The sequence below is a fragment of the Spirosoma soli genome, assembly GCF_042684525.1.
GTDB classification, from domain to species: Bacteria; Bacteroidota; Bacteroidia; order Cytophagales; family Spirosomataceae; genus Spirosoma; species Spirosoma soli.
Genome location: NZ_JBHULN010000002.1, coordinates 452,731 through 478,101, shown reverse-complemented (window position 1 = coordinate 478,101; position 25,371 = coordinate 452,731). Strand labels below are relative to the sequence as shown.

19 protein-coding genes are annotated in these 25,371 nt (G+C 49.8%); 5 read left to right on the top strand and 14 right to left on the bottom strand.

Annotated elements, in window-relative coordinates:
- Window positions 1–10: 10 nt before the first annotated feature.
- The 4 genes from ACFSUS_RS05545 to ACFSUS_RS05530 form a co-directional block, all read right to left on the bottom strand.
- Entirely contained in the window at window positions 11–2,236 is a 2,226-nt protein-coding gene (locus ACFSUS_RS05545; RefSeq protein ID WP_381520216.1) for a tetratricopeptide repeat protein, read from the bottom strand.
- Window positions 2,215–3,321 carry an ATP-binding protein gene (locus ACFSUS_RS05540; RefSeq protein WP_381520213.1) on the bottom strand — a complete coding sequence of 369 codons (1,107 nt, stop codon included), beginning with the start codon at window positions 3,319–3,321 and terminating at the stop codon, window positions 2,215–2,217. Before ACFSUS_RS05540 ends, ACFSUS_RS05545 begins: the two co-directional genes overlap by 22 nt.
- Window positions 3,322–3,589: 268 nt before the next feature.
- The gene (locus tag ACFSUS_RS05535) at window positions 3,590–5,815 is read right to left on the bottom strand and encodes a TonB-dependent receptor (RefSeq protein ID WP_381520210.1); all 2,226 of its coding nucleotides are present in this window, start codon (window positions 5,813–5,815) and stop codon (window positions 3,590–3,592) included.
- 87 nt (window positions 5,816–5,902) lie between these two features.
- Window positions 5,903–6,874 carry an aldo/keto reductase gene (locus ACFSUS_RS05530; protein WP_381520207.1) on the bottom strand — a complete coding sequence of 324 codons (972 nt, stop codon included), beginning with the start codon at window positions 6,872–6,874 and terminating at the stop codon, window positions 5,903–5,905.
- A 130-nt stretch (window positions 6,875–7,004) separates the two neighbouring features.
- Here ACFSUS_RS05530 and ACFSUS_RS05525 point away from each other — a divergent pair, with 130 nt between their 5' ends.
- Window positions 7,005–7,298 (top strand): putative quinol monooxygenase, encoded by a 294-nt coding sequence (locus ACFSUS_RS05525; protein ID WP_381520524.1) that lies wholly within the window; start codon window positions 7,005–7,007, stop codon window positions 7,296–7,298.
- Here the strand turns inward: ACFSUS_RS05525 and ACFSUS_RS05520 are convergent.
- Window positions 7,295–7,786: a PIN domain-containing protein gene (locus ACFSUS_RS05520; protein ID WP_381520205.1), complete on the bottom strand. Its 492-nt coding sequence runs from the start codon at window positions 7,784–7,786 to the stop codon at window positions 7,295–7,297. The two genes, ACFSUS_RS05525 and ACFSUS_RS05520, sit on opposite strands and share 4 nt — an antisense overlap.
- Window positions 7,773–8,051, bottom strand: coding sequence for a hypothetical protein (locus ACFSUS_RS05515; protein WP_381520204.1), 279 nt, complete (start codon window positions 8,049–8,051; stop codon window positions 7,773–7,775). The genes ACFSUS_RS05520 and ACFSUS_RS05515 overlap by 14 nt, the downstream gene beginning before the upstream one ends.
- Window positions 8,052–8,565: 514 nt before the next feature.
- Here ACFSUS_RS05515 and ACFSUS_RS05510 point away from each other — a divergent pair.
- Both ACFSUS_RS05510 and ACFSUS_RS05505 read left to right on the top strand, forming a co-directional pair.
- Complete coding sequence (locus ACFSUS_RS05510; RefSeq protein ID WP_381520201.1) at window positions 8,566–11,637, top strand: SusC/RagA family TonB-linked outer membrane protein; 3,072 nt, start codon at window positions 8,566–8,568, stop codon at window positions 11,635–11,637.
- Between the two features lie 80 nt (window positions 11,638–11,717).
- Window positions 11,718–13,319, top strand: coding sequence for a RagB/SusD family nutrient uptake outer membrane protein (locus ACFSUS_RS05505; RefSeq protein WP_381520198.1), 1,602 nt, complete (start codon window positions 11,718–11,720; stop codon window positions 13,317–13,319).
- 135 nt (window positions 13,320–13,454) lie between these two features.
- Here the strand turns inward: ACFSUS_RS05505 and ACFSUS_RS05500 are convergent, their stop codons facing one another.
- Complete coding sequence (locus ACFSUS_RS05500; RefSeq protein WP_381520195.1) at window positions 13,455–14,429, bottom strand: polysaccharide deacetylase family protein; 975 nt, start codon at window positions 14,427–14,429, stop codon at window positions 13,455–13,457.
- A 225-nt stretch (window positions 14,430–14,654) separates the two neighbouring features.
- On the opposite strand from ACFSUS_RS05500, the gene ACFSUS_RS05495 reads away from it, so the two are divergent.
- Window positions 14,655–18,200, top strand: coding sequence for a carboxypeptidase regulatory-like domain-containing protein (locus tag ACFSUS_RS05495; protein WP_381520194.1), 3,546 nt, complete (start codon window positions 14,655–14,657; stop codon window positions 18,198–18,200).
- A 283-nt stretch (window positions 18,201–18,483) separates the two neighbouring features.
- Here ACFSUS_RS05495 and ACFSUS_RS05490 read toward each other — a convergent pair whose 3' ends face one another.
- Window positions 18,484–18,903, bottom strand: a complete 420-nt coding sequence (locus tag ACFSUS_RS05490; RefSeq protein WP_381520191.1) for a hypothetical protein — start codon at window positions 18,901–18,903, stop codon at window positions 18,484–18,486.
- Window positions 18,904–19,014: 111 nt separating this feature from the next.
- The gene (locus ACFSUS_RS05485) at window positions 19,015–20,256 is read right to left on the bottom strand and encodes an MFS transporter (RefSeq protein WP_381520190.1); all 1,242 of its coding nucleotides are present in this window, start codon (window positions 20,254–20,256) and stop codon (window positions 19,015–19,017) included.
- Window positions 20,257–20,369: 113 nt separating this feature from the next.
- Between ACFSUS_RS05485 and ACFSUS_RS05480 the strand changes: the two genes are divergently transcribed.
- A complete protein-coding gene (locus ACFSUS_RS05480) occupies window positions 20,370–21,107 on the top strand; it encodes an SDR family oxidoreductase (protein WP_381520187.1) in 738 nt (245 codons plus the stop codon).
- On the opposite strand, the gene ACFSUS_RS05475 is transcribed toward ACFSUS_RS05480, so the two are convergent.
- The 5 genes from ACFSUS_RS05475 to ACFSUS_RS05455 form a co-directional block, all read right to left on the bottom strand.
- Window positions 21,104–21,595 (bottom strand): GNAT family N-acetyltransferase, encoded by a 492-nt coding sequence (locus ACFSUS_RS05475; RefSeq protein WP_381520185.1) that lies wholly within the window; start codon window positions 21,593–21,595, stop codon window positions 21,104–21,106. The genes ACFSUS_RS05480 and ACFSUS_RS05475 overlap by 4 nt on opposite strands.
- A gap of 165 nt (window positions 21,596–21,760) precedes the next feature.
- The gene (locus ACFSUS_RS05470) at window positions 21,761–21,985 is read right to left on the bottom strand and encodes a hypothetical protein (RefSeq protein ID WP_381520183.1); all 225 of its coding nucleotides are present in this window, start codon (window positions 21,983–21,985) and stop codon (window positions 21,761–21,763) included.
- 211 nt (window positions 21,986–22,196) lie between these two features.
- Window positions 22,197–24,014, bottom strand: a complete 1,818-nt coding sequence (locus ACFSUS_RS05465; protein ID WP_381520181.1) for a family 43 glycosylhydrolase — start codon at window positions 24,012–24,014, stop codon at window positions 22,197–22,199.
- Window positions 24,015–24,088: 74 nt separating this feature from the next.
- Window positions 24,089–24,295 carry a hypothetical protein gene (locus tag ACFSUS_RS05460; RefSeq protein WP_381520178.1) on the bottom strand — a complete coding sequence of 69 codons (207 nt, stop codon included), beginning with the start codon at window positions 24,293–24,295 and terminating at the stop codon, window positions 24,089–24,091.
- A 121-nt stretch (window positions 24,296–24,416) separates the two neighbouring features.
- Window positions 24,417–25,352: an NAD(P)/FAD-dependent oxidoreductase gene (locus tag ACFSUS_RS05455; RefSeq protein ID WP_381520175.1), complete on the bottom strand. Its 936-nt coding sequence runs from the start codon at window positions 25,350–25,352 to the stop codon at window positions 24,417–24,419.
- Window positions 25,353–25,371: the final 19 nt, after the last annotated feature.

Genomic DNA, 25,371 nt, shown 5'->3' with positions numbered 1-25,371 from the left:
CGCTTTTCTGCTAGTCAACTGAACGTTTCAGGATTTCCCGTTCAAAAAACTCTCGTTGTTCTTTCGGTAGTTCGTAAAGAGCTTTTTCTTCTTTATTGAATACAAGTCGGCGGTACACATTAACATAAGAGGTGATAATCTCTAATCCGGCTCGATTTTGTAGCCATAGTTCCAAATTAGTTAGCTCTAATTCGGTAGCGGTTTGATTTTGTAAGAGCCGTCTTATCGTTTCTGCTAAATCTTCAATACCAGTATCATCTACTTCTAGATCAATAGCCTTCTGATAAGCCTCAATAGCCTGCCTATAATTGTCTTGCTGGCTGTAAGCTGAAGCAAGATTATACCAACCAATTATATAGTCTGGTTTTAATTGAGTTGATCTAAGAAAAGCCTTAAAGGCTAACTTACGCTCTCCTAACTCATCATAGGTCGCCCCTAAGTTGTTCCAGGCAAACGGATCATCTGGATTCAATTGTATGATTTTTAAGAATGCGTTAAGGGCTTGATCATAATCTTCTTGCATAACATAGATTATTCCTAGGTTGCGCCAAGCTGTTATATTAGATGGATTTAATTCTATGACTTTGGAAAAAGCGTAATGAACTTGTTGATATTCTTGCTGGTTGATATGAGCTAGCCCCATATTGTGCCAAGCAGACTCAAAGTCAGACTTTATTTGAGTTGCTTTCTTATAAGCACTTATAGCTTGCTCATAGTCGTTCAACCAATAAAAACTGCTACCCAAGCCATACCAAGCTATTTCAGACTTGGGATTTATTTCAACCGCTTGTTTATAAACGCTGATAGCTTCAGCATACTTATTCTGTTCGTGATAGATGTTACCTAACTCTATCAATTCTTTAATCTCTGGGTAACTTGTCTCCGCCCTAACTCCTAACTCCATTTGCAATCTCAATGCCTTTTCTCGAGCTTCCACTTCCCAGTAGAGCTTCTGCTTCTTTGATGGCTCAACTTCATTTTGGTATAAGTCTTCAAACCGAGCTTTCTGATTCTTAATTTCATCATGCGAATAATACAGCGCCAAGAAGTCAATAAACAATGACGTTATACCTTCGCGCTGTTCACCAATCTCAATAGCTATGCGTAGTAGCGGCTCTGATATATCGTACAGTTTATTGCGTTTGTCGCTGGGATCGGTTAGGGCGTCGATCAGGTGTTGACGTTGCAGTTCGCTGAGTTGCTTAGTCAGCGACGTGGTGCCGATAAAACAATTTTTGGCAATATCAGTGCCTTTCTGTGGCGTCTTTGCGAGGGCTAAATAGTGAAGAATCTTCTGTTGCTGAGCAGGTAAATAGCGAATGAACGTCTCGTAATAGGGCTTAAGGTCGTTCATCGTTTTCATGAAAATTACCGATAAGTCGGCTAACGTATCGGCTTTCAAAAACTCGTAGAACGTAACGAGTAATCGGTGGTTACCCTTTACTAATTCATGGATAGCCCGTACCTGTGCTCGGCCTTTACCAGCCAAATGCTCTAGCATGGTTGGATTCTTCTCCGTTTCGGCCAGCGTCGTTAGCAGCGCAAGCGAGTCTTCATACGAAAGCTTCTTGAGGTAGATAGGCGAAAAGAAACCATAAAAAGGTCGGTCCTCGCGGCCTAAGTCGGGGCTGATTGCCTGGGCCGTAGCAATAATACTGATGCGGTTGTGGCGGTAAAGCCAGGCGCGAAGTTTTGACTGTCCCTTTTCTCCTAACGCTTCTAAGATGTTGTCAAAGTTTTCGCTCAGAATCAATAGCGGTTTATCTCCTACGTAGTCGCTGATGAGCGTTTCAGCCACGGCCTCCTGACGTCGTTCGGGCGTCTCGCGGAGAATGTCTAACTGTTCTTCTAGTTGTATTTTGTCGGTGTCGTACCAGCGCATAAAGGCGTTGATAATCCGAATCAGAAAATCAAGGTAGCCAGAAATGCCGTATTCTTCTTCGGCACAATAAGCCACAACGACTTGCCGACTTTGCACCAAATCTGTGATCCGGTGGTACAATACTCGCAGCAGATGCGTTTTGCCCGCCCCACGCGGCCCCACCATAAACACTTGATGGTTAACGCCATTCGTAGCGATTTCCCGCACATACTTTGTCAGCAAGTCGGCTGTCTTTTCCCGGCCAATCAGCATTTTCTCTAAAATCTCGGGTTGAACGCTTTTAGCTCCGAAACTCAGGAAGGTGCTGAGTCCCGCCGTTGCGCTCGTCTGTTTTAGGCCTTGTTGAGTTTCCACCACCGTTTGATTAAGCTGTATTTGAAGGCAAAATGCCGAGTATCGTTCTCGTCGAATGTACGTGCCAACAATTCGTCTTGCCAGAGCGTGTTAAGCGCATTTTGTGTTTCGTGCTCATCGAACGAAAGCTGTGTTTTAAGGGCCTCTTCACTCATAGGCTCCTGAGCTTTGGCTAGTAGCTTCAAGCAGCCGTACATAGCTTTGGTCTGGTCAGAAGAATAGTACGTAGTTAACCGCTCGTCGAGCTGCTTAAAAATATCGTATGCGCTTCCCGTATCGGTTAGTATTGCCTTTACTGCTTCTTCAATAGTTTTGGCTGAAAGAAGACCATCGTGTTTTGTTCGACAAATCGAGAAGACGGCGTTGATAAAATAGGGTAGGTTGTTGCATGCTTCGGTAATCTGTTGAAAATAAGTTGTTCTGTTGTCAGCTATATCACATTCAAAATCGGATAAGTATAGGCATTCGCAAAGAAAGATGGCATCGTTACCACTCATAGGCGGCAAGTGGTACTCCACCGTATAATTAAGTGGCTCGCCGGTATATCGGTGATCTTTTTTCAGTTTGCCCAGTACCACCTTCATGCCGATAGAACCGCAAAACACGAATCGGATTCGGTCACTGTCTTTTAATGAGTAATGAATATTACGAAGCAGATCTAAAAAGGCCATCGCGTCTGCGGCTTTACCAGTACTAATCCATTCCCAAAGCATAATCGGCAGCTCGTCGAAGATGAGCGTTAGTCTTTCGCCCTTGTCAGCCTGACGGTCAGCTAAGTCTTCAATACAGGCTCGAAAAGCAGCTTCCCATTCTGTCTCAAACTGAGGTAGAGTAAAGCTGAACTCAACGTCGTTGTACTTAAGACTCGTTTTGGTACCAGTCAGCTTATTGTAGAGTTCGTGACACCGATGCATACCTACGCTTAACCAACCGTGTCTACCCTTGCTACGCAACTCATTAAGAATGACGTCGGTCAGCGATTGTACATTGGGCGTGCCTTGAAACATAAAATAAATCGCCTTATTGGGCTCATCGTTCATTATGCTCAGATAAGCAAACTTTTGCAGGAATAGGGTTTTTCCCATACGGCGAATGTCATTAAGTACGACACTTTGCCCCTCAAGCAGTTGTTTAAGATGATTTATCTCCTCTAAACGGCCTACTACTTTATCACTGCTAATAGTACCGGTTGTCGGTGAAAGTGGATAAGGATGGTGCATGTATTACGATCGATAGTCAGAGGTATAAATATAAGATGAATTTATCGTGAGATAAAAAAATCTTACAATATACTTTGACGCAAATAAAAGCAGTCAGCAATGTTATTGACTGTTTTATAATAATGGCGCTAGCTCACAACGTGTACTTCAATGCCAGATTCACAATGCGGCCTTCCAGAGGTGCCCAGACGGGGCGAAAAGTAGGTTGAACGATGGGGTTTGCTCCAGTCACGACGGTTTCGTAGTTGGCTTGTTTGATATTGAAGAGGTTTTCGCCATTTAAAACCAGGCGCCAGTGTTCATTGTAGTGGTACTCAGCTGCTCCGGCAAAGAACCAGTAATTGGGTACGCGCTGGTTGTTATAGAGATACTGTGTGCCGACAAAGGAGCTTTCAATTCCAAACCGGAAATGCTCATTTTCCCAGGCTATGGTAGTCGAGAATTTGTCTTGCGGGGCAAGGGGTAAATACGTGTTGTCGGACTGCCCGTCGCGACGGGCGAGTGTGTGGTTATAGCCCAGATACAATTCGTAGGCTTTGTACTCCAGTCGAACGTAGGTGTCTGTTCCCAGGCTAAACAGATTATAGGGAGCATTGATGAATTGTGTGTAAGCGCCCAGTGCGCTCGATGTGCTGGCGAACACCGAAACGACTGGTGTATTGACTCTCGTGTAGTAGAACGCCTGATCAACCTGTACCGAAAAGCCGCTTTCAAAAGTCTTTGTATAAGCAAGGTCTACGTTGGTACCTATGGACCGTTCTGCCTTTACGGTATTGACATCAATTGGCAGCAAACGCTGCGGAATCAGGCTGACGTTTAACTGGCCCGGTGTCTGATTCACAAACAAATTTGGCGCTTTATAGCCCGTACCAACACTCAGCCGTACCGTCCACGGGTCAGACGGCTTCAGTTTTACCGACAACCGGGGTAGGAAGAAGTTACCAAAGGTGTTATGATGATCGAAGCGCAGACCAGCCTGAACGGTAACCTTCTCGGACAGCTGCCAGTCGTCCTGGACAAAAGCCCCCAGCGTCTGATACGTGTAATCGACAAGTCGAGTGCTGTCACGGTCCCGCTCCGGCGTACCGGCCGTCGCGGGGTTCTTGCGGAATTGCTCCACAATCAGGTTTGCCCCGATGATCAGCTGCTGCTTGCCTACCCGCAACAGGTCGTTGCCTTCGAGATAAATGCACGACTGCTTGCCATCTGACAATCGTTGGTAGTCGACATTTTTCCGGTGGAATGTACTTACAGCTCCCTTGAGCGTGACGACGTTGTTCTCGGAGGTGTTCTGACTGGCGTTGAAGTCGACCGTATGCCGTTGAATGTCATTGATGTTTCGATAAGCATTCGCAGCCTCTCCCTGCAGAGCTGCCAGATAACCACCTTCGCGGTGCTCATTCGTAAATGTGTAGCCGACGTTCAGGCGCGTACGATCGGACGGGTTCCAGAAAAAGCGCGGGTGCAGATTGAACTGCCGGATCAGTGGACTATCGGTAAAGCCGTCGCCTGTTACGTCAACGGCCTGTTGGTCGGTGTAGCCTGTAAACAGCGTTAAGCCTATTTTGCCGTAGTTCTGCGAATAGTACGCGTTTGCATTGGTTTCTTTCAGATTAGATCGGTTAAGCAGAGCCGTAAACTCGGGCTTTGTTGAGGTTGGGGTTTTTGAGACGATATTGATCAGACCGCCGATTGCTCCACCCCCGTACAGTGTGGACACAGACCCTTTGATGACTTCAATTTGCTTGAGATCTAACGGCGGAATCTGCAAGACGCCGAGATTACCCGAAAAGCCTTCGTACAGCGGTAAACCATCGCGCAGAATTTGGGTGTATTTCGGGTCGAGGCCCTGCATCCGGATGGCCTGGTTGCCATTCACGGCCGATGTGCGCTGGACGTGAATAATGGAAATATCGCCCAGAATACTACTGACGTTACCAGGCACAACGGCACTTTCTTCATCCATATCTTCCTGTCCCAGCACTTCAACCTTAATGGGTAAGTCTTCAATGCGCGAGTTGGTGCGTGTAGCGGTCACCGTTACTTCGTCGAGCGATTCGTCCTGGCTATGTAGGCGAAAAACGAGGGTATCCGTGCCGGGTGTTAGAGAGAGTTGAGCTGCTTCGTAACCGAGGGCGGTGGCCGTTAATACGCTGACGCTGATCGGTAGATCGGTGAACTGCGCCAGTCCATCAACGTTAGTGACGGCCCCGGTAATGGGCTTGGTTACCGTGCGGACCGTAGCGCCAATGATGGGTTCGTGGGAAAGACTATCCTCAACGCGGACGGTAAGGCGCCTTTGAGCAAGTAGTGGAAAGGCTGCTAATGTAAAGAGTAAAAGCAACGATATGTGCCTCATAGGTAGCGATTTGGGAATCGAAAGATACGGTTCCCAAATCGCTAAAAATCAATTGTGAGCGCTTTTTTAACCGAATTTTAAGTATTTCTACTGACTCCACTCGGTTGGTGTGCGGTCCCAGCGGTGACCCTTCAACTCCTGCAACAGCTCCGCCGGTAAACCTCGTCCGTCGCTAACGGCGGTGTTGGCTTCTACGTTGCGCAACTGCCGCATGCCCGGAATGGTGGTGTGTACATCGGGGTTGCTCAAGATGAAGCGCAGGGCCATTTCTGGCATTGTCATGCCTTCTGGAATGATCGGCTTAAGGGCATCGGCGTGGTCGACACTGCTGTTCAGGTTTTCGGGTACAAAGTAAGTCGAACGCCAGTCGTTAGCCGGAAATGTTGTTTCCTTAGTGAAGGTGCCTGTGAGCGTTCCTTCGTCAAACGGCACCCGAGCAATAATGCCCAGGTTCATTTCTTTGCAGAGCGGAAACAGACGGTCTTCCGGATTCTGGTCGAATATGTTATAAATGACCTGCACGGCGTCGATGAGGCCGGTTCGTAAGGTGTTTAGGCTGTTGTCGGGCTCCCAGCGGTTGACCGAAATTCCCCAGGCTCGCACCTTACCCTGCTCCGTCAGTTTGGTGATGGCTTCTTTCCACTCATCGCGGGTGGCCCAGGCGTCTTCCCAAACGTGAAACTGCATCAGATCAATGGTGTCAACGCCGAGGTTTTGCAGACTTTTATTGGTGTATTCTACGATGTAGTCGGCAGGAAAGACGTCGTCTAACTGAAACTCTGGCTTGGATGGCCATTGCCGGTTTTTGGGCGGAATCTTCGTAGCTGCGTAAAGCTTCTTGCTTAGATTACGTTTTAATAAGTCGCCCAGAATCTGTTCGCTCAAACCAGACCCGTAGCCCCAGGCGGTATCGAAAAAGTTGCAACCACGTTCGACGGCGCGGTCGAGCGCCTGGTCGATTTGAGATCGTTCGTTGCCAGTCCAGTCGGCCAGACCCCACATGCCGTAGCCAATTTCAGAAACGTCCCAGCCTGTGCGGCCAAATGTACGGTATTGCATAAAAGTATTCTGGACGTCTACGTCCGGGTGTTGAGTGTTTGAGATATGCTGTTAACGGCGCAAACATCGTACATTTAACATGAACTTACATAGCTGGTCGCCAGGACACCAGGCTGGTCAGTATACACTTATGCTCATTCGCATCGTTCGCATGACGTTTCAGGCGGATAAACTCGCCGACTTTCACACCATCTTTGACAACTCCAAACACCACATACGGTCATTTCCGGGCAATCGGCATCTGGAACTTCTGCGTGACCCTGATCACCCCAACGTTCGCATGACGTATAGCTTATGGGAGTCAGCCGATGCGCTCGAAGCGTATCGGCAAAGTGAGTTGTTCCGTACAACCTGGGGAGCAACAAAGGCGCTCTTCGCCGAGAAGCCAGTGGCTTTTTCGGGGGAGCAGCTGGAAGTGGTTTAGTGTAGGAAAGCGTCGGTTCGTAGGTTATTAAAATTGATTGCCAACAATCCTTTGCCTTGTAGATAAGCGCAAAAGTTTAAATCATCCGTTAAAACCAAGTAATTCTCTTCGGCAACGCGATGAATAACTGCATCACTTAATCCAAACTTGAGATAGCTTTTGGGGTAAGCTCTCATTGTGGGCATGCTGTCATAAAAGATTTCGTCCATCGCTTCGGCAATACTCTCTAGCAATGCAAGCGCCTTCTGTTCTTTACACGTGTAACCCTCAAGGAGGTTGCTGGTTTCTGTAAGTATGTTCGGTGTAGTGACCACCCTTCTAAATCGCTCAACGAAAGAGTATAGTAACTTATAATCTTCGGCTGAATAAAGACTAGTGCGTTTGTAGCTATTAATTTGATCCAGGCCTAACTGACCTACTACCAGTAAAACTAACAGATTTGTGTCTACTAATAATCCCCTGCTATTTCGAAGCTCAGTTAGGGTCATTACCAGGCATTCTTATCTTCATAGATTCAACTTTTCCATTTTCCGCGTCTATCTTAAAGACTTTGTACTTTCTCTGGACTTTAGGTTGAAGTATGGCCGTTAAAGTTGAAGCAGGTTCATTCTCCACTGGAAAGCTCAACGTGATAAGCCAATAATGCTGAGTTTCGTCAAGTTCTACTTCTTCTATTAACTCACCATTTATATCAGGATAAATGTCTTTGTAAAAATTTAGGGCGTTTCTAGCCGCATCTCGAACGGAAACCATAGCAAATAGAAAGTTAGAACGAATTTGCAATATTATCACAAACAGTAAAATTAGGTATAGCTAAGTCATACTACAAAGTACTGTTTTCTGAAAATAAAGGAAGGCGCTCTTCGCCGAGAAGCCAGTGGCTTTTTCGGGGGAGCAGCTGGAAGTGGTTTAAGCTATCTCGTAGTCTTTACTGCGACGACTTTTATAAAATTTGGTTTAAACGATTTTGCCAAAACAATAATCGGCTCCTAGTTCTATTGACAATATACGCTCATACAAGGTGTTATTATTACATTAAAAAAGGTATATTAGTATTATATACTCAAAATGACGTTACAATTACCTCATTCTTAGTGGTTAAAGGTGAAAATGATAAAAAATAGGCCATTTAGGCAATAATTATCAGTAGAAGAAGGATAGAAAAATTTTGCTAAACTGGCAGTTGAGTTCTTAAAAATGATAAAATAGTACTATATTGCTGCATGATAAAGCGTATAACTTTGTCATTATAATATATACTCAAATCATGAAGTTTTATTTGCAGAAAGTTGCGTTGATACTCTGCTTGTTAGTGGGCAGTGTCAGTGTTCTTGTTGCCCAGGACCGATCGATAAGCGGTAAGGTCAATGATGAGAAAGGAGAAGGCTTACCAGGAGCAACGGTCCTTGTGAAAGGAACGACCATTGGCGTCAGCACCGACGTGAATGGTGCCTTTACGTTGAGCGTACCAGCAACTGGTAAGGTGTTGGTGATTTCATCCGTTGGTATGCAACCGACGGAGGTAGAGATTGGCAACCAAACAACGTTTACCGTTTCGCTTAAGGCGGACGTGAAAGCGCTGGACGAGGTTGTCGTGGTTGGTTATGGCACCGTTCGTAAAAGTGACGTAACGGGTTCGGTAGCCTCGATCAAATCGCAGGACTTAACCCAGATTGCTACGCCAAACGTTACGCAGGCAATTCAGGGTCGGGTAGCGGGTGTCGACGTTACGTCGAACAGTGGCGAACCAGGTGGAGCAGCGCGTATCCGGATTCGGGGCGTTGGTACCATCAACAACTCTGATCCGCTCTACGTGGTCGATGGTTTCCAGACGGGTGATATCAGCTTTTTAGCACCCGGCGACATTGAGTCGATGGAAATCCTGAAAGATGCGTCGGCAACGGCGATCTACGGTTCGCGTGGTGCCAATGGTGTGGTGCTGATTACAACCAAGCGCGGTAAAGCAGGTAAGCCCAAGTTTTCGGCGGATAGCTACGTGGGTGTGCAACAGGCCTGGCGGACACAAAACATGCTGAGCGCAGCTGATTACGCTACGTTACGGCTGGAAGCGTACAAAAACGATGGAGCTACGCTCGATCCAACTAGTAGTCAGTATCAGCGGTTGACAGCTGCTCAGCAGGGTAATTTACAAGGAACCGACTGGCAGAAAGAAGTACTGCAAACGGGTAAAATTCAGAATTACAGCCTGAACGTAATGGGTGGTACCGACGTATCGCGGTATAGCCTGACCGGTACGTACTTTAGCCAGGATGGTATCGTGAAGAATTCCGGCCTGAAGAAATACTTTATCCGGTTCAACAACGATTACAACCTGGCGTCCTGGTTAACGGCGGGGCTGTCGGCTGCGTATTCGTACACCGACCGTAACCCAACCGGTAATGACTTATACGCTGGGTTGCTAACAACGGCCCTCCGGGTTGATCCGATCGCGCCTGTTCGTGATCCGATGACGGGCAACTGGGGCCGGGCCGACATTTCGTACGAGAATAACCCCGCACGTATTGCGAGCGAACAGGCCGGTAACAAGAACTATTATAGTCTGTTCAACGCCAACGCCTATGCCGAAGCTAGTTTCCTGAAGAAGTTTAAATTCCGGTCGCAGTTTGGTATTAATTATGGCAATACGCACAATAAGAGCTACTTACCACAGTTCCGGGTCGACGTAGTTGAGCAGCGGGCAAACAGCTCGTTGACTGAGCTGCGCAGCCAGCAAACACAGTGGGTGGCCTCAAACTACCTGACTTACACGAACGATTTCGGAAAAGATCATCATTTGACCGTATTAGCAGGTACGGAATCGCAGCGGAACCGGTTTGATGGATTCCAGATCACAGCGTATGACGTACCCGCTGAAACCGACCTGCGGTATCTGTCGTCGAGCCGCAATGCTACGACGTATAACTTAGGTACGGTATTGCCATCTGATGAATCGCTGCTGTCATTCTACGGTCGGGCGAACTACAATTACAAAGACCGATATCTGCTGACGGCTACGTTGCGGTACGATGGTTCGTCGCGTTTCCTGAGTCAGTATCGTTGGGGCACGTTCCCATCGTTTGCCCTCGGCTGGAACATCGCTGAGGAGTCATTCATGCGGGATCTGCGGGCGATCAGTACGCTGAAGCTGCGCGCTGGCTGGGGACAGGTTGGTAACCAGAACTCGGCTGCTAACTACGGCTACGTAACTACCCTGGCAGGCGGTAACCGCTACATCATTGGTGGTCAGACGGTGGAAGGCTTTGCGCCGACGACGGCCAGCAACCCGCAGCTGAAGTGGGAAACCACCACCAGCACCAACGTAGGGATCGACGCTGGCTTCTTTAACAACACGTTGAACCTGACGGCCGATTATTTTATCAAGAACACGAGCGACATGATCGTTCGGGTGCCCATTCCCGTATTCGCCGGTATTGGTCCGCCGAACGTGAACGCCGGTAGCATGCAGAATAAAGGTATCGAGCTGGCGCTTAACTATCGGAATCAAACCGAAAGCGGTTTCCGCTACGACGTGGGAGTGAACTTCACACACATCAAAAACCAGGTAACCAGTTTAGGAGGTGGATCGCCAATTGAGTCGGCCGACGTAAGCCGGGTTGGTAACATTACCCGCACCGAAGTGGGCCGCGAAATCTCGTACTTCTATGGCTTGAAAACGGACGGGATCTTCCATAATGCTCAAGAGCTGGCGGCTTATAAGGAGCAGATTCCGGATACGAAAGCACAGGTGGGTGATGTGAAGTTTGTTGACCTGAACGGTGATCGGGTTATCGACGATAAAGACCGGACGTACCTGGGAAGTGCTACGCCAAGCTTTACGTATGGCTTCAACACGAACCTGGGTTACAAAAACTTCGACCTGCGCGTTTTCTTCCAGGGCGTACAGGGAGCTGAAATTGTGAATGCACTGGGTTATTTCACGCGTAACTCGAATGGTCAGGCCAATTCGGTGGCTTCTCGTCTGGACCGCTGGACGCCGGAGAATCCGACTACCAACGAGCCACGCATGACCATCGCCGACGTAAACCAGAACTACCGCTTCAGCGATCGGTACGTAGAAGACGGCAGCTACCTGCGCCTGAAGAACGTAACGCTGGGGTACACTCTGCCAACGGCGCTGACATCGAAGTGGAAAATCAACACCGTTCGGGCTTACGTTTCGGTGGATAACCTGCTGACCTTTACCAAATATACGGGCCTCGACCCCGAAATTGGTGATTATGGATACAACGGTAACTACAACCCGCTGGCGTATGGTGTCGACGTGGGTACGTACCCGCAGCCACGCACAACCCGCTTTGGTTTAACCGTCAATTTCTAATACTTAATCAACTGACACTGGAAGTCTGAGCCAGAACGCTTCGGGCTTTCAGTGTCAATTACAAAATCTCAACATAGCGAATGAACTTGAAATATGGATTTGTTGCCTTACTGGTTACGGCCGGTCTGGTAACGCAGAGTTGCAGTGATTTTCTGCAGAAAGATCCGCTGGGCCGGGATACGGACCAAAACTTCTTTAACGATGCCAACAACGCCGTACTGGCCATTAACGCTGCCTACGACGTAGCGTCCTGGGATGAAGGTAGCGATGCGGTGTATAACTACATCCCGCATAACTACGAATGGATGTTTGGCGATATGTTGTCGGACGATTCGGAGAAGGGGAGCAACCCCGGCGACTTTCCGCAGCTGACCGAGCTGAAAGAATGGCGGGCTAGTGCCGGTAATGACCAGGCACGGGCTGTTTGGGGCAACATGTATCAGGGTATCTACCGGGCTAACCTGGTACTCCAGAACATTCAGAATTCGCCCATTGACACCACGTTGAAAAACCGAATCATTGGCGAAGCACACTTCCTGCGTGGTTACTTCTATTCGTATCTGGTTCGTTTGTACGGTGGAGTTCCTTTGTTCAGCGCACCCGTGTTGCCAACAGAATACCGCAGTGCGAAACGGGCCTCGGTTAGTGAAACATACGCATTCATCGAAGCTGATTTGAACGCAGCCATCAAAGCGTTGCCGGAGAAAAGTGGGTATGGTGCTGGTGATGTTGGCCGGGCTACCAAAGGAGCGGCTCGCGGTTATCTGGCGCGTGCCATCATGTATCAGCTCGGTACGGATAACTCGCGCAACCACACCTGGCAGGAAGTTTATGATCTGACGGATGCCATCGTGAAATCGGGTCAGTATAGCCTGACGCCAAACTACGCCCAGATCTTCGAAGAAGAAGGCGAAAACAATATGGAGTCTGTTTTCGAAATTCAGTTTTCGGAGTCCAACATCACCTGGGGCCAGCAGAAGATCGGTACGCAGAACAACATCATTCAGAACAACCGGACTACCTGGGGCTGGGGCTTTAACAACCCGACTCAGGATTTAGTGAACGAGTTTGAGCCGAATGATCCCCGCAAACCAAATACCGTGTATGGTAACGGCGACGTTGTATTGGGCGTAAAACAAGTGGTACCGTATCCGGCCGAAAACGCAACGGGCTACCTGAACCGCAAGGCGGCTATTGTGAAGCCAAACACACCCAACTCGTCTCCGCAGAACATCCGCAAGCTGCGTTACGCTGACGTCCTGTTGATGAAAGCCGAAGCCGCAGCCCGGACGGGTAAAGAAGGTGAAACCCGCGACATCCTGAACCAGATTCGCGACCGTGCCCGTAAATCAACGCTGCCGAAAGGTTCGGTAGAAGGTACGCTGACCTACGAGCCCGCCAACACGCCAGCAACTGCATTGCCCGCAATTAGCGCATCCGTATCGGGGCAGGCGTTGATTGACGCAGTATTGCACGAGCGCCGGGTTGAATTAGGCATGGAAGCCTTGCGTTTCTGGGATTTGGTTCGCACGGGCCGTTACTTCAGCAAGCTACCGGCTACCGTTCGGGCTGCTGCACAGAGCAAAAGCATCACGACAAATACGGTGAATCCGATTCCGGTGCTGCCCATCCCAATTAACGAAGTGCAGTCATGGGGCTTACAACAGAACCCCGGCTATTAATTACTACTGATAGAGTTAGCTTAACTATCTTTCCCCGCTTCCATGATGGAAGCGGGGATTTTTTGTGTTTTAAAAGAAGTGATCTTCTCTTGCACGCTAATGATTTACCTGCATAGGTCGCGGTAAAACGCTTTATCACCGGGTCGCATCTGCCACACTAGTAGGCAGTTCATAAAGCAGCCATGTTTTATTATGGATGGAAGCGGCCCGCTGTCGGATCAGCTTTATGAAGTCGGTAATGCCCAACGGCTCGTTGCCATTCGCGTGAATAAGCACCAGGCTACCGTCTTTAGGTTGTTGATTTTTAGCCAGCCAGGCGTCGCTACCGATGGGAAGTAACCCAAATGCCAGCACCTTATCGAAGATGACCTTATCCGACACCAAACCCGGAAACCGGAAAAAAGCCGATGGCGTAAGCCCGTTGCGGAGCATTGCCTGCTCGTTGAGCAAAATCTCGTCGCTGAGGTTCGTGTTGGTTTCCAGAAGGAAGTTGTCGGCAAGAGGTAAACGAGGGTTGTAACGGTGATGGTAGGAATGGTTAACCCACGTAATGGCCAGCAAGCCCTGACTTTCCAGATTCTTCAGGTAAACCAGATCTTTCTGATGGCTTTCCATCCACAGTCCCGTGATCGTAATCGTAACAGGAACGGGTTTTTCTTCGGGTTCAAAGGCGGCTATCAGCTGTTCGAATACCGAGCGGGTAAGCGGCTTTGTTGATGGGCATAAATCAATCGTCAGGCTAAAGCCTCGTTCGGTAGTATCGGCCCGCTCAATCCCGGCATCGGTAAGGTTGGTAGCGCGGGCTTTCTCTCGTGCCAGGGCCCGACCATAAGGCGTAGCTTGTAGCTGTGTCTTTATGGCAGACCAGGGCAGAAACTGAATCGTTCGGGTGGGTAAGGTGGCAATGGAGGTTTCCAGGGTAACCGAGTTCAGGACCAGGTAGCGTGTCTGGCCATCTTGTTGCCACTGGCGCAAGACAACCCGGCGAGGTTGTTCGCGCGTTAACCCAAATGAGGTCCGGTAATTAATCAGTTGCGCCAGCGAAGGAAAGGCAGCGCCAACGACCAGGTAGGCTATGACCGTAAAGCGTATCGTATAGATAACGGTCATAGTAGTATTTGGTAACCGCTGTTTTTTCATACTGTCAGTGTTCTGTAAGTCGTCGCCGTTTCCAATCTTTAACTGAGGCTGCCGGTTGTCTTTATCGAACCAAAGCCAGGGGTAAAATTGATAAAGTGGCCAGCCGGGCCTGGCTCAATGGCAAAGATGCATACAACGGGGTTTATAAGTAAAATAGACGTAAATTATCCTTTAAAAGACAGCTAATTACGTGTTATGCAATGCCGACTTCTACTCGTTTGGATTGTTATCTGCTGGAGGGCCTGGCTCATGCCGTATGCCTTGGGTCAGACGGTGACAACTACGCTGACCGGTCACATAACCGATGCCGCAACGGGTAAGCCTTTACCATTTGCCAATGTCTACCTGAACGGCACCACGCAGGGAGCCGCTACTGATGCGCAGGGCTACTTTACTCTCGCTAACGTACCGCTGGGCACGGTCGAGGTGGTCGCGTCATTTTTAGGCTACCAAACCGAACGTCGAACGTTGCGGCTTGATGACCCACAGGCGCAGACAATCAATTTTCGGCTGAAACCAGATGATCGGACGCTGAGTGGTGTAACGGTAAAAGCCCGCAAAAAGGATAAAGTCTGGGAAAAGCAGCTCCGGGAGTTCAAACGCGAAATACTAGGGCAACCCTACGGGAATCAGTGCCTGATTGTTAATAATTACGTACTTGAGTTCACTGAAAAAGATGGGCACCTACAGGCGAAAGCCACTGAACCACTCATTATTGAAAATCAGGCGCTCGGCTACCGGCTTTGGTACGACCTGCAATACTTCGATGCTCATAACGGACACGTTTATTACGCGGGTTCGACGCGGTTTGAGGATATGCCTTCCACCGACGAGCGGCAGGCGAATCGGTTTCGGCGCAACCGAATGACCGCTTACCGTGGTTCGTTACGTCACCTGATGGCAAGCTTAGTCGCGGGAACGTACGAGCAGGAAGGATTTTTGGTGTATCAGGAAGATCCTACCGTACCGATCACGGTTGTGGGGGTAACCGCAACTTTGCAGGCGGCCCTCAACCGCCATTTGCTACCGCTTAGGCTCAACGAGATTATTCAGCCCGGTAAACTCGCTTTTGAGCGACGGCTGGTATCTAAGCGACAATTAGCCGTTTTCTACACAAAAGCTACGTCGCAGTACTCCCCCTATCGCGATGCACGCTACGCCTATTCGCAGCTGGTTTTGCCCAGTGGGCAGATGCAGTTCACGACCGATGGCTGGATTACGTCGCCGAATGGGATGGAAGTGCAAGGATCGCTCGCTGACGACCGGCTCTCGACGCTCTTGCCCGCCGACTGGAAGCCGAGTGTGAACGGAGTCGACCCGTCGGCCGGTGGTCCTACCCTCGCCAAAGGAAAGCTGCTGCCGCTCGATGCCCGCATGGGGCGGATTCGGGACGAATTCACGAAACGGTTTCGCTACCTCTCGCCGGGAGTGTTCGTGCAAGTCGATAAACCGTTCTACGCCACCGGCGACCGGCTCTGGCTGAGCGCTTATCTGTTCGATACGCCCACACATCGCCTGCCCATCGGCGAAACAGCACTGCACGTTGATCTGCTCAGCCCATCGGGTCAACTAGTGCAACACCAATGGTTGCATGTCGTAGACGGCCGTGCCGTAGGCGACTTTCGGTTGTCCGATACGTTAATGTCGGGCACGTATCGGCTGCGCGCTTATACGGATGAGGACGAAGGGCAACCTCGACCCGCTTTCGAGCGAACCATTGCTCTGTACAACCTCATGCAGGGGGGAGCCGCTGCCAGACATGACACCGCCCAAATGCTCGATGTACAACTACTGCCGGAAGGTGGCCGTTGGGTGGCTGGGTTACCCGCTCGACTGGGCATAAAAGCGCTTGGACCCGATGGCCGCGGACGAACGGTGTCCGGACGAATTGTCGATAGTAGTGGCACTGAAGTAGCTAAGTTCGCCAGCAATCGATTCGGGATGGGCAACGTAACCATAACGCCCCAGTCAGGCAGGCGGTATTATGCCGAAATAAGAGGAAGTAGCCGCAAACAGTTAGTTCCGCTGCCCCCGGCTGAACCAAGCGGAATCGTTATGTCGGCGGATGTCGTCAGCGATAGTACGCAACTGCTCATTGACGTAGCAAGTACCAGCGGCTCCTCCACAGATCTGGTGTACGTCCTGATCCAACAACGAGGTCAGATTGTAGGTCAGCAGAAAATTCAACTGGAGAAAGGCATTGCCAGATTAACGTTGCCCCTGGCTACGCTTCCAACGGGTCTTAATCAGATTACGTTATACGACGGCATAGCCCAGCCCCAGGCCGAACGTTTAGTGTTCATACCCGAGCGGCTGCCGCCCGTAAACCTGACGCTGACGCCGAATAAAGCGCGTTTTCAACCGCGCGAACAGGTCATCATAAACATGAATGTGAACGATGATGGGCAGCCTGCCGTGGCCACCTTGTCGGCCTCTATAACCGACGCGGAGCAGATTCCCGACGATACCGTAGCGGCCACTGTTCAGACGCATTTATTATTGACCGATGAACTCCGCGGACGCGTTGAAGAACCTAACGTTTATGTGAAAGACAATACACTGGAAACGCGTCGGGCACTGGATAACTTACTGTTAACTCAGGGTTGGCGACGAGTGAGTGGCACACCCGAAACGGATTTGTTGGGAGGGGTGTCGGTAACAGGCCGAATCCTGAATGCTAAAAACGAACCGATACCAGGTGCCCAGCTTGTGCTGGCTTCCACCGTGCCGAACCGCTCGTTTGTGCGGTCGGCGGGTGCTGATGAACGTGGCCATTTTCGGTTAGCTGGCCTGCCCATTGCCGATACAACCCAACTCATTGCACAACTCACCGATCGGCAGTTCAAGGACATTCCTCCCAAAGATGCTCGCATTGAACTGGAATCGGTGGGTACTAAATGGAAGCCGGATACGTTTACCAGAATGCCCAACTGGGCAGCTTTAAAAGCGCAACTCGACGCTGCCAAAATCCGGCAAGACGCCGACCCTAACCTATACCGCGATAAAACGGTAACTGTGCTGAAAGAAGTGACCGTTCGCGCCCGAAAACGCGATGAACGCCCGGAAGACATTCGGCGAATGAGTCTGCACAATGGTGCCGATGCAACGATTCTAATCGATGATAACTCCCCCCGGTTTTCCAATCTGTACGAGATGATCCAGGGGCGATTGCCTGGAGTCACGGTCACCTCCATGACATCGGCTTCGGCGGGCGGAGGGTATCAGGTTATTATTAGAGGCATTGGTACGCTCCAGAGTGGTACGTCACCGCTATTCCTGATGGATGGTATGCCGGTTCGGGAGGATGATTCGGGAACCGCGCTGCTTAGTTTCAGCCCCGGCGATATTGAGCGCATCGAATTAATGAAAAACGGTGGGACTGCCGGCATCTACGGCGTCCGGGGCGGGAACGGCGTCATCGCTTTTTACAGCAAACGCTTCCGGCCCGATCAGGTCGATAAAAAGCCGAAGAGTGGCATGATGCCCTTATCCGTCATTGGGTTCCCCTCGGTTCAGCGTGAGTTTTACGTGCCGCGTTACGAAGGCCAGCCCGAAGAAACAGCTTTGGTCGATCGTCGGGATGTACTGTACTGGAAGCCATTAATAAAAACTGATGCCAATGGTCAGACCCGACTCATGTTTCCGCTCTCCGACGTAGTGCGGACGTTGCGGGTAACCGTGCAGGGTATCACCAACGATGGTCGACCCGTTACGAGCGTAGCGTTGATTCGAGTACAGTAATCGTTTGAGGCTTTCAATAGAATTACTGCTTAACGGCTTTCAAAGGTGGCCTCCCGGCTGATGTTTACCCGTAGCAAACACAGTCCGGTTCGTTGCTGGCCTACGGGGAGCCTTACCTGCTGCACTTGCGGATGAGCCGGTAGCTGTTGATCAAGAACAACCCGCCCCCGGTATTGTCTCCGTGCTGGCTGCCCATGACGCTGGCAGTCAGTCAACGGTTAAGATCAGTAAAATGAATACAGGAACAAGACGTATCAAGGACTGGGCTAGAGCGACTTAATTTCTACTGCGGAATAAACGAACCGGTGCGGCTATAGATGATAGTGCCATTGCTCAGTTCAACATAAGCCCGGAAATAGTGTACTCCTTTGTCTGTTACTACCAATGATACGGAGACCGGTAAAACAGGCCTTCTGGCAGCTACTAAGCCATCATTGCTGAGTGTGGTTGGCAATTGGTTGGTCATGGAATAACATACGCCAACGTCAGTTATACTGATCTCAGGGGCTGAAATAGGATTACCTCCTAACGCGAAGGTCACTGTCCATCTTGAGCTTGACGTGGCCACAAGATCGTACGTGTACACCTGGATTGGGCTTAACTCTTTTGGGTCAACATTCCAGGACGAGCACCCTGCCAGCAAAAAACTGCTCAGGATAAATGAAACTAAAGACAGTTGGTATGATCTTACAAACCTGCGCATGATGTTGGCGGTCTATCAGCCAGCAAATAACCGTACCAGCTTTTGAAATTAAATAAAGAAATTATTGATTGTCAGTACCTTTGAGCGAACGGTACTAAAACAAAGTTATAGTTAAGAGATTATTGCTTTGGGCTGCTTTAGCTGATAATTAGCCATCCAGGCAACCGTAGCCAGGCAAAGCGCGAACCACCCGAATGGTACCCGCAGATCGAGTAGTGACAAGGCGCCAAACACCAGCGTTGTTACGAAGCTAGCCAGCCCCTGCATAGCCTGATTGATACCGAATACTTCGCCCCGGTCTTCGTCGGTCGTGCGCTGCGCCATCAGTCCTTCAATCAACCCCTGAATGAGCGAAAGGGTCAGGCAGTCGATCGTAATGAGAATATACAACCAGAGCGTCGACGAGCCAACCAGCCCATAACTGCCCAGCACCGGAGCACCAATTAGTGCAAACCAGAATATAGCCCGGCGCTGGTTGATCCGGTCAGCAATGTAGGCGTAAAACACGTAGCTGATAACGATACTCAGGCCACCGAAATACATGAAAAAATAGGAGATGTCCTTAGCGTCCATACGCAGTTCGCCAAAGCTGACGAACGTAACAAAATAGTTGTAGTAGCCCGTGCTTAGCGTCAGTGCCAGTTGCATCAGAACCAAGCGTTTAAGGCCTGGGTGCTGTTGGTCTTTGGCGGTTAGGCGAGACCAGAGCGTGTGAACATTAATTGACTGAACAAGCTCTGCTTTCAGGGCCGCAGCTTCAACGCCGGGCGGATTGGGGTGAGTTTCTTTCAGAAGCCAGCTCAACAGCATATTGACGCCCGATAGCGTAACGGCGAAAATGGCGACAACCTTGGCCTGCTCACCCTGAACTACGTTGAAGGTGGTTAGCAAGAGCCCCGACGCAGCTGGACCGACTACAAAGCCCAGTGAGATAATGGAGCCTTCGATACCCAGGTTTCGGAATAACTGCTCTTTGGGCGAAATATCGGTGATGGCCGAGCGAACCGTGGCATACATGCCATTAGTAGTACCGTCGCTTAATCGGTTGGCAAAATAAAAACCTATCCGGACCGGCAATAGTAAACAATTGGCCAGAAACGTACCGACGGCTGAAACAATGAAGATAGGCCGTCGGCCGTAACCGTCAGATAATTTACCGAGCAGTGGAGCCGAAAACAGTTGCACACCTAAAAACAAAGCAGTACCCACGGCCAGCCATAACTGCGGCCGCTGATGTCCCTTTACAAACTCCGGTAGGATAGGGCTGATGGCCGAGCCGACAATGACATCAATCAGAATGATGCTGTAAATCAATGTTAGGCGATAATCTCGGGCGGTCGGGTGTTTTGGCATGAACAAATCAGCTAACCCAGACAAAGAAGTCTGGTGATGGTTTAGTAACCTGACCGGACGCCAATAAGGTTTTAATTTTTACAACCCATTGGTTAGAGAATCGTTACATAAACATGAAGACAACCAACAATACGATCTTGATTACCGGTGGCGCTACCGGCATTGGACTCGCTTTGGCCGAAACGTTTTTAAGAGCACGTAACACAGTAGTTATCTGTGGTCGGCGCGAAGATCGGCTGGCCGAAGCCAAAGCTAAGTTTCCTGCCTTACACACCTATACCTGCGATGTTAGTCAAGCCACTGAACGTGAACGGTTAGTAACTTGGTTAACCGAAAATTTTCCGGGGCTGAACGTATTAGTGAACAATGCCGGTATTCAGCAGATGCTCTCGTTTGCCGACCAACCGGTTGCCTTAGACCGCATTGAACAGGAGTTGGCCACGAACGTAACAGCACCCATTCACTTAACCTCATTGCTGCTGCCTTTATTGACGAAACAAGCCGAATCGGCTGTCCTGAATGTCTCGTCGGGGCTGGCGTTTACTCCCCTGGCGGCTGTGCCGGTCTACTGCGCTACGAAAGCAGCCTTACACTCTTTCACGCTGTCATTGCGCTATCAACTGCGCCATACATCGGTCAAGGTTTTTGAAGTAGTGCCTCCTATCGTAAACACTGAGCTGGGCGGTACTGGCCGTGACGAACGAGGACAGCAAGATCGGGGTATTCCGCCGTCTGATGTAGCTCAAGAAACGTTGGCTGGGCTTCAGGCCGATACGCCCGAAATTTTAGTCGGCATGGCGCAGAACCTATATAACCAGCGGGAGAAGCTCTTCCCGATGATCAATCATTAGAATTTGAAGACGTAAAACTGGCAGTCATACATCTTTCCAAACTCTTCGATCAACCGCCGTCGGGTGGGTTCGAAGCCGTTGCGTTCATAGAACTGCATCAGCGCCGGCCGTGTGGCATCAGTTTCGAGCTGCAGTTCATGAATGCCACGGCTTAGACAGGTTGAGCGGCAAAAATCCAGAATAGGCTGGAACATGTTCTGACCGCTAAACTGCCGCCGAATGGCTAGTTTATGAATGAAACCGGCTGTGTTGTCGGGCACATCGGCGTAATACAGCGGGTCGGACCATTGCAGAATAAAAACGGCTGCTGGTTCAGCGTCGGCATACATTACGTAGAAATTATTCTGCGTGTACTCATCGACTAAGTTTGGGTAGGTCAGGTCATCGATCGCCCAGAGTTCACGGTCGTTGTCAACCAGCCATTGCGCTACTTCGCGCAGGACGGTGATGGCCACATCGGGCTGGTCGTTTCTGAAGGTAAATTGCATGTGAACTTGTTCACTTGTAAGAAGTAATAATTTGTAAGAGCCGACCACAGTCTGTGAGACTTGCTGTTTAAGGCGGCTAAACTATCTAACTTTTTAACTGAAGTAGGTCGATGCCGACGCAGCCTCAAAGCTGATGTGTTGACACCTTTCTACTCAAAAAATGAACTATCCATCACGATTATAAAATTTTGTCGTTAGGATAGCTTCAAATTTAAATAGCTCCTTCAAACGAGCAGCAGCTTTGGTCTCACTTAGTTGGTCGGTACAATTTTTAATCTCATAAAGAGAGTTTGTTCCGATCATTACTGGAAAAGCCAAACGTTTCAAACCTGTATACACAAACACTTTTCTGTAGATATTAGTGGTATCAGCTGACCAAGTTGCTCTCATTGATGAGATAGAGAGTTATCGAGTCAGAATATAATCCCTTAAACATGGACTTCGTTGTTGTAAAATCTGTATTGCATACATCTATGGTGTTCAAGCCAACTACGGGCCATGCCCCTTCAGATTACATCCACTAGCGACGTTTATGTACAGCTTTAAAAACTATTGTTAAAATAAAGACGTCAAAAGCTCTCGTAAACGACTATTTCTTATATCATTGCTTCTTACCAAGGCCTGATCCATCATCGACTACTTTGCTTAACGCCGATACGCCGTTCTCGTCGAACGCTTCAATGGCAAAATAGTACGGTACATCAACGTTTAAGGCGCGCAACTCAAACTTATTGTTTAAGCCAACGCTCGGGTCGTCGTGCCAGAACTGGTACGTCTGGTAAAGCTTGTCCGGAGCAATGCCCCAGCGGATGTTATACCCCACGGCACCTGGCACTTTCGACCAGCTTATGTCGGCATTCCGCTGGTCTTTCTGCCGTTTGGCCGTCAAGGTCGCAGGGGTAGCAGGGGCTTTGCCAAGACCATTGCCGAACACCCGAAAGGCGTTAATGGCCAACGTTGGTCCGGCCACGTAAATGTGCTCGTAACGGACATAGCGTGCGCGGGTAGGTTGCTCTAATTCAACGTAAGCGCAGGCCCGGTCACGTTTCGGTTCCTTGCCTAGATCAGCTACTACCTTCCACTTCTTGTTGTCGGTCGACGTCAGAATTTTGAACTGGGTGTACACCGTCGAGTCGGAGTCAAAAATCGTTTGTTTGTAGTCAATGTAATCGACCTGGACAGCCTTAATGTCGCGGTCGGCTCCGAGGTCAATAGTCAGCGTTTCGCCGGGCTTGTTTTGCCTGGCCACCCAGAATGTGCGCGGGTTTTCGTCAGTTACCCGATCCGCGCTCAACGTGTCGGTGGGCGCGGCTGCTATGGTTGAGGATGCGGTTACTGATTTGCGGTAGGAGAGGAGCATCCAGCCCGTGAACAGCTCATCGCGATTCTTCCATTCTTTGGTCGGTAAATAATGGGGAAAATCGCCGAAGCGGGTGTTCGCAAACAGCTGGTCGTCTTTGTCGAAACCGGCCGGGTTCATCACAATCCGACGTTCCATGCCCCAATTGTAGCCAATCCAGGTGGTACCCGTATTCCAGTAATTGCCAAAGTTGTCCTGAAACGTATTGCCGTGGCCACAGCCTGTTGCAAATCCCCCCGGTTTGTAGGCAACCGGATTGTATGGCGCATACTCGAACGGCCCGAGTGGATCTTTGCCGACGTACGTACCATTGCCATACACGTTGTACTCGGTACCCGGAGCGCCATATTGCAGGTAGTATTTGCCGTTGTGTTTGGTCATCCAGGCCCCTTCTGTAAATGGCTTGAATGGGTCCGAGTGATTCGGTCCAAAGCGCTCCCAGCCGTGTTTGTAGGGGTCAAGCCAGAACATGGCTTTGTAGGCCTGAGCCGGATTATCGCCCGCATAGGTCAGGTTGCGGCTTTTGTCTAGCTCGGCTCCGAAAATGGGATACACATTCGACGAGCCCCAATACATATACCATTTGTCGGTATCGTCGTCATGAAACAACGCCGGGTCCCAGGGGCCAATGTCTTTCGGAAGCCGGGGAAGCCAGCGGTTGTAGAACTTGAGTTTCCCTTTCTGGGGCTCGGTAGAAATAAAGATGGGTCGCTGCTCGAAAGTGGACTGAAACAAGTAGAGCGTATCACGCACAGACAAGGCCGCCGGAGCACACATATCTTCCATGGGCCACTTGTCCGGCACAATGAATGTCCAGTTGACTAAATCCTTGGAATGCCACCAACCACCCTGAATCGTGACAAACAGATAGTACTCCTTCTTATGATTGATGATGACAGGGTCGGCTCCGGAACGGTAGGATATTTTCTCGTTTAACTGCTCGAAATTGTACCGATAGCTAATGTCCATCGGATTGCAGTAGGTCCGCTGTTGGGAGTGAGCAGTAAAGGAGAAACTGCTCAATAAGGCGAAATAGAAAGACAAGATAAGGCGCTTCATGTTGTAATAAGCAACCAGGCCGACTGTCTTACTACTCAACCTGAGCGCCTTCGTCGGCAAGGTAGTGGCCGATGTTAAACGTCTGGCCGTCGAACAGTTCCAGATCGCGGTTCCACGGGAGCACCGGAGCGATCCATGGTGAGCCAGGCGTCAGCGTTACGTTTGGCAACCATCGGCTGTTGTGAGCTGGTAAACACCCAGATTACTTTATCAGAGCCGAAGTCAAGTAGTTTCTTTGTCTTGCGGTTGGCATAGTTGAAGTCGGCAAATAGCCTAGCCATCCAGGTTTGATATATCGGCTTTTAGGTCAATTGCAACGGCTACTTTCGCCGGAACGTTCGTGTAGTGGGTGTTGATTTTGTCAGGTGTCAAAACGTTCCGTTCGTACATAGTCGGTTAATCTTACACCGCGACCGATAAAGAGATGGCTGCTAAATCTTCCTCCATCAGTTCCTTGTGTAGCCCGACACCTGCCAGACTGCCATTGGCGACAGCGACCGAAACTTGCCGTAGCAAGGTGCTGTTGTCACCCGCAGCGTACAGACCTGGTACGTTCGTCTGTCCGAATTGAGTTGTTTTAACCAATCCCATGTCCGTTAGTTCGCTACCTAACTGTTCGGCCAAACTGGAATGTTGACGAAACGGAACCCGACTGAAGATAGCTGTTAGCTCGTGACGAGAGCCGTTTTGGGACCGGAGGGCTTGCAGGTTGCCGTCCTCATGCTCAAGTCTGCCAACAAGATCTTCAACAATAGGAACACCAAGTTGAGCGATGGTTTGCCGTTGATTATCGGTCAATGCCGCCGGGCCATTGGTAAACAAGGTGAGGCTTTTGCTCCAGTTCTGAATCAGGCGAACCATTTCGTAGGCCGTTTCGCCATTCGCTAAAATGCCGAGTGGCTGGCTATGAACCTCGTAGCCATGACAAAACGGACAGTGAAGCACCGATCGGCCCCAGCAATCCGCAAAACCACCAATGTCGGGCATTATGTCTTCAACGCCCGTTGCCAACAATAACCTGCGCGAGGTAAACCGATGTCCCGTGACGGTTTCAACCACAAAACCAGTCGAATGCTTAGTAGCGTTAACGGCCAAACCGGTCAGCCACGTAACGGTTGGGTAAGCGAGTACTTGGGCTTTCGCGATGACCGTAATCTGGGCGGGCGTTGCGCCATCCTGGGTCAGGAAATTATGCGAATGGGGTGTTTGCCGGTTGCAGGGCTTGCCACTATCAACGATCAATACATTGCGTAGCGAACGACCAAGAAGCATGGCTGCACTCAAACCAGCGTGGCTACCTCCCACAATAATTACATCATATCTTGTCTCAGCGTCCATATCAAGTAGGTTTATGGAT

What these genes read in the sequence shown, in the direction of transcription:
- ACFSUS_RS05520 (WP_381520205.1), bottom strand. Translation starts at nt 7,786, where the DNA reads ATGACCCTAACTGAGCTTCGAAATAGCAGGGGATTATTAGTAGACACA.
- ACFSUS_RS05455 (WP_381520175.1), bottom strand. Translation starts at nt 25,352, where the DNA reads ATGGACGCTGAGACAAGATATGATGTAATTATTGTGGGAGGTAGCCAC.
- ACFSUS_RS05465 (WP_381520181.1), bottom strand. Translation starts at nt 24,014, where the DNA reads ATGAAGCGCCTTATCTTGTCTTTCTATTTCGCCTTATTGAGCAGTTTC.
- ACFSUS_RS05510 (WP_381520201.1), top strand. Translation starts at nt 8,566, where the DNA reads ATGAAGTTTTATTTGCAGAAAGTTGCGTTGATACTCTGCTTGTTAGTG.
- ACFSUS_RS05505 (WP_381520198.1), top strand. Translation starts at nt 11,718, where the DNA reads ATGAACTTGAAATATGGATTTGTTGCCTTACTGGTTACGGCCGGTCTG.
- ACFSUS_RS05480 (WP_381520187.1), top strand. Translation starts at nt 20,370, where the DNA reads ATGAAGACAACCAACAATACGATCTTGATTACCGGTGGCGCTACCGGC.
- ACFSUS_RS05475 (WP_381520185.1), bottom strand. Translation starts at nt 21,595, where the DNA reads ATGCAATTTACCTTCAGAAACGACCAGCCCGATGTGGCCATCACCGTC.
- ACFSUS_RS05470 (WP_381520183.1), bottom strand. Translation starts at nt 21,985, where the DNA reads ATGAGAGCAACTTGGTCAGCTGATACCACTAATATCTACAGAAAAGTG.
- ACFSUS_RS05490 (WP_381520191.1), bottom strand. Translation starts at nt 18,903, where the DNA reads ATGCGCAGGTTTGTAAGATCATACCAACTGTCTTTAGTTTCATTTATC.
- ACFSUS_RS05460 (WP_381520178.1), bottom strand. Translation starts at nt 24,295, where the DNA reads ATGGCTAGGCTATTTGCCGACTTCAACTATGCCAACCGCAAGACAAAG.
- ACFSUS_RS05485 (WP_381520190.1), bottom strand. Translation starts at nt 20,256, where the DNA reads ATGCCAAAACACCCGACCGCCCGAGATTATCGCCTAACATTGATTTAC.
- ACFSUS_RS05540 (WP_381520213.1), bottom strand. Translation starts at nt 3,321, where the DNA reads ATGGGAAAAACCCTATTCCTGCAAAAGTTTGCTTATCTGAGCATAATG.
- ACFSUS_RS05530 (WP_381520207.1), bottom strand. Translation starts at nt 6,874, where the DNA reads ATGCAATACCGTACATTTGGCCGCACAGGCTGGGACGTTTCTGAAATT.
- ACFSUS_RS05535 (WP_381520210.1), bottom strand. Translation starts at nt 5,815, where the DNA reads ATGAGGCACATATCGTTGCTTTTACTCTTTACATTAGCAGCCTTTCCA.
- ACFSUS_RS05515 (WP_381520204.1), bottom strand. Translation starts at nt 8,051, where the DNA reads ATGGTTTCCGTTCGAGATGCGGCTAGAAACGCCCTAAATTTTTACAAA.
- ACFSUS_RS05525 (WP_381520524.1), top strand. Translation starts at nt 7,005, where the DNA reads ATGCTCATTCGCATCGTTCGCATGACGTTTCAGGCGGATAAACTCGCC.
- ACFSUS_RS05495 (WP_381520194.1), top strand. Translation starts at nt 14,655, where the DNA reads ATGCAATGCCGACTTCTACTCGTTTGGATTGTTATCTGCTGGAGGGCC.
- ACFSUS_RS05500 (WP_381520195.1), bottom strand. Translation starts at nt 14,429, where the DNA reads ATGACCGTTATCTATACGATACGCTTTACGGTCATAGCCTACCTGGTC.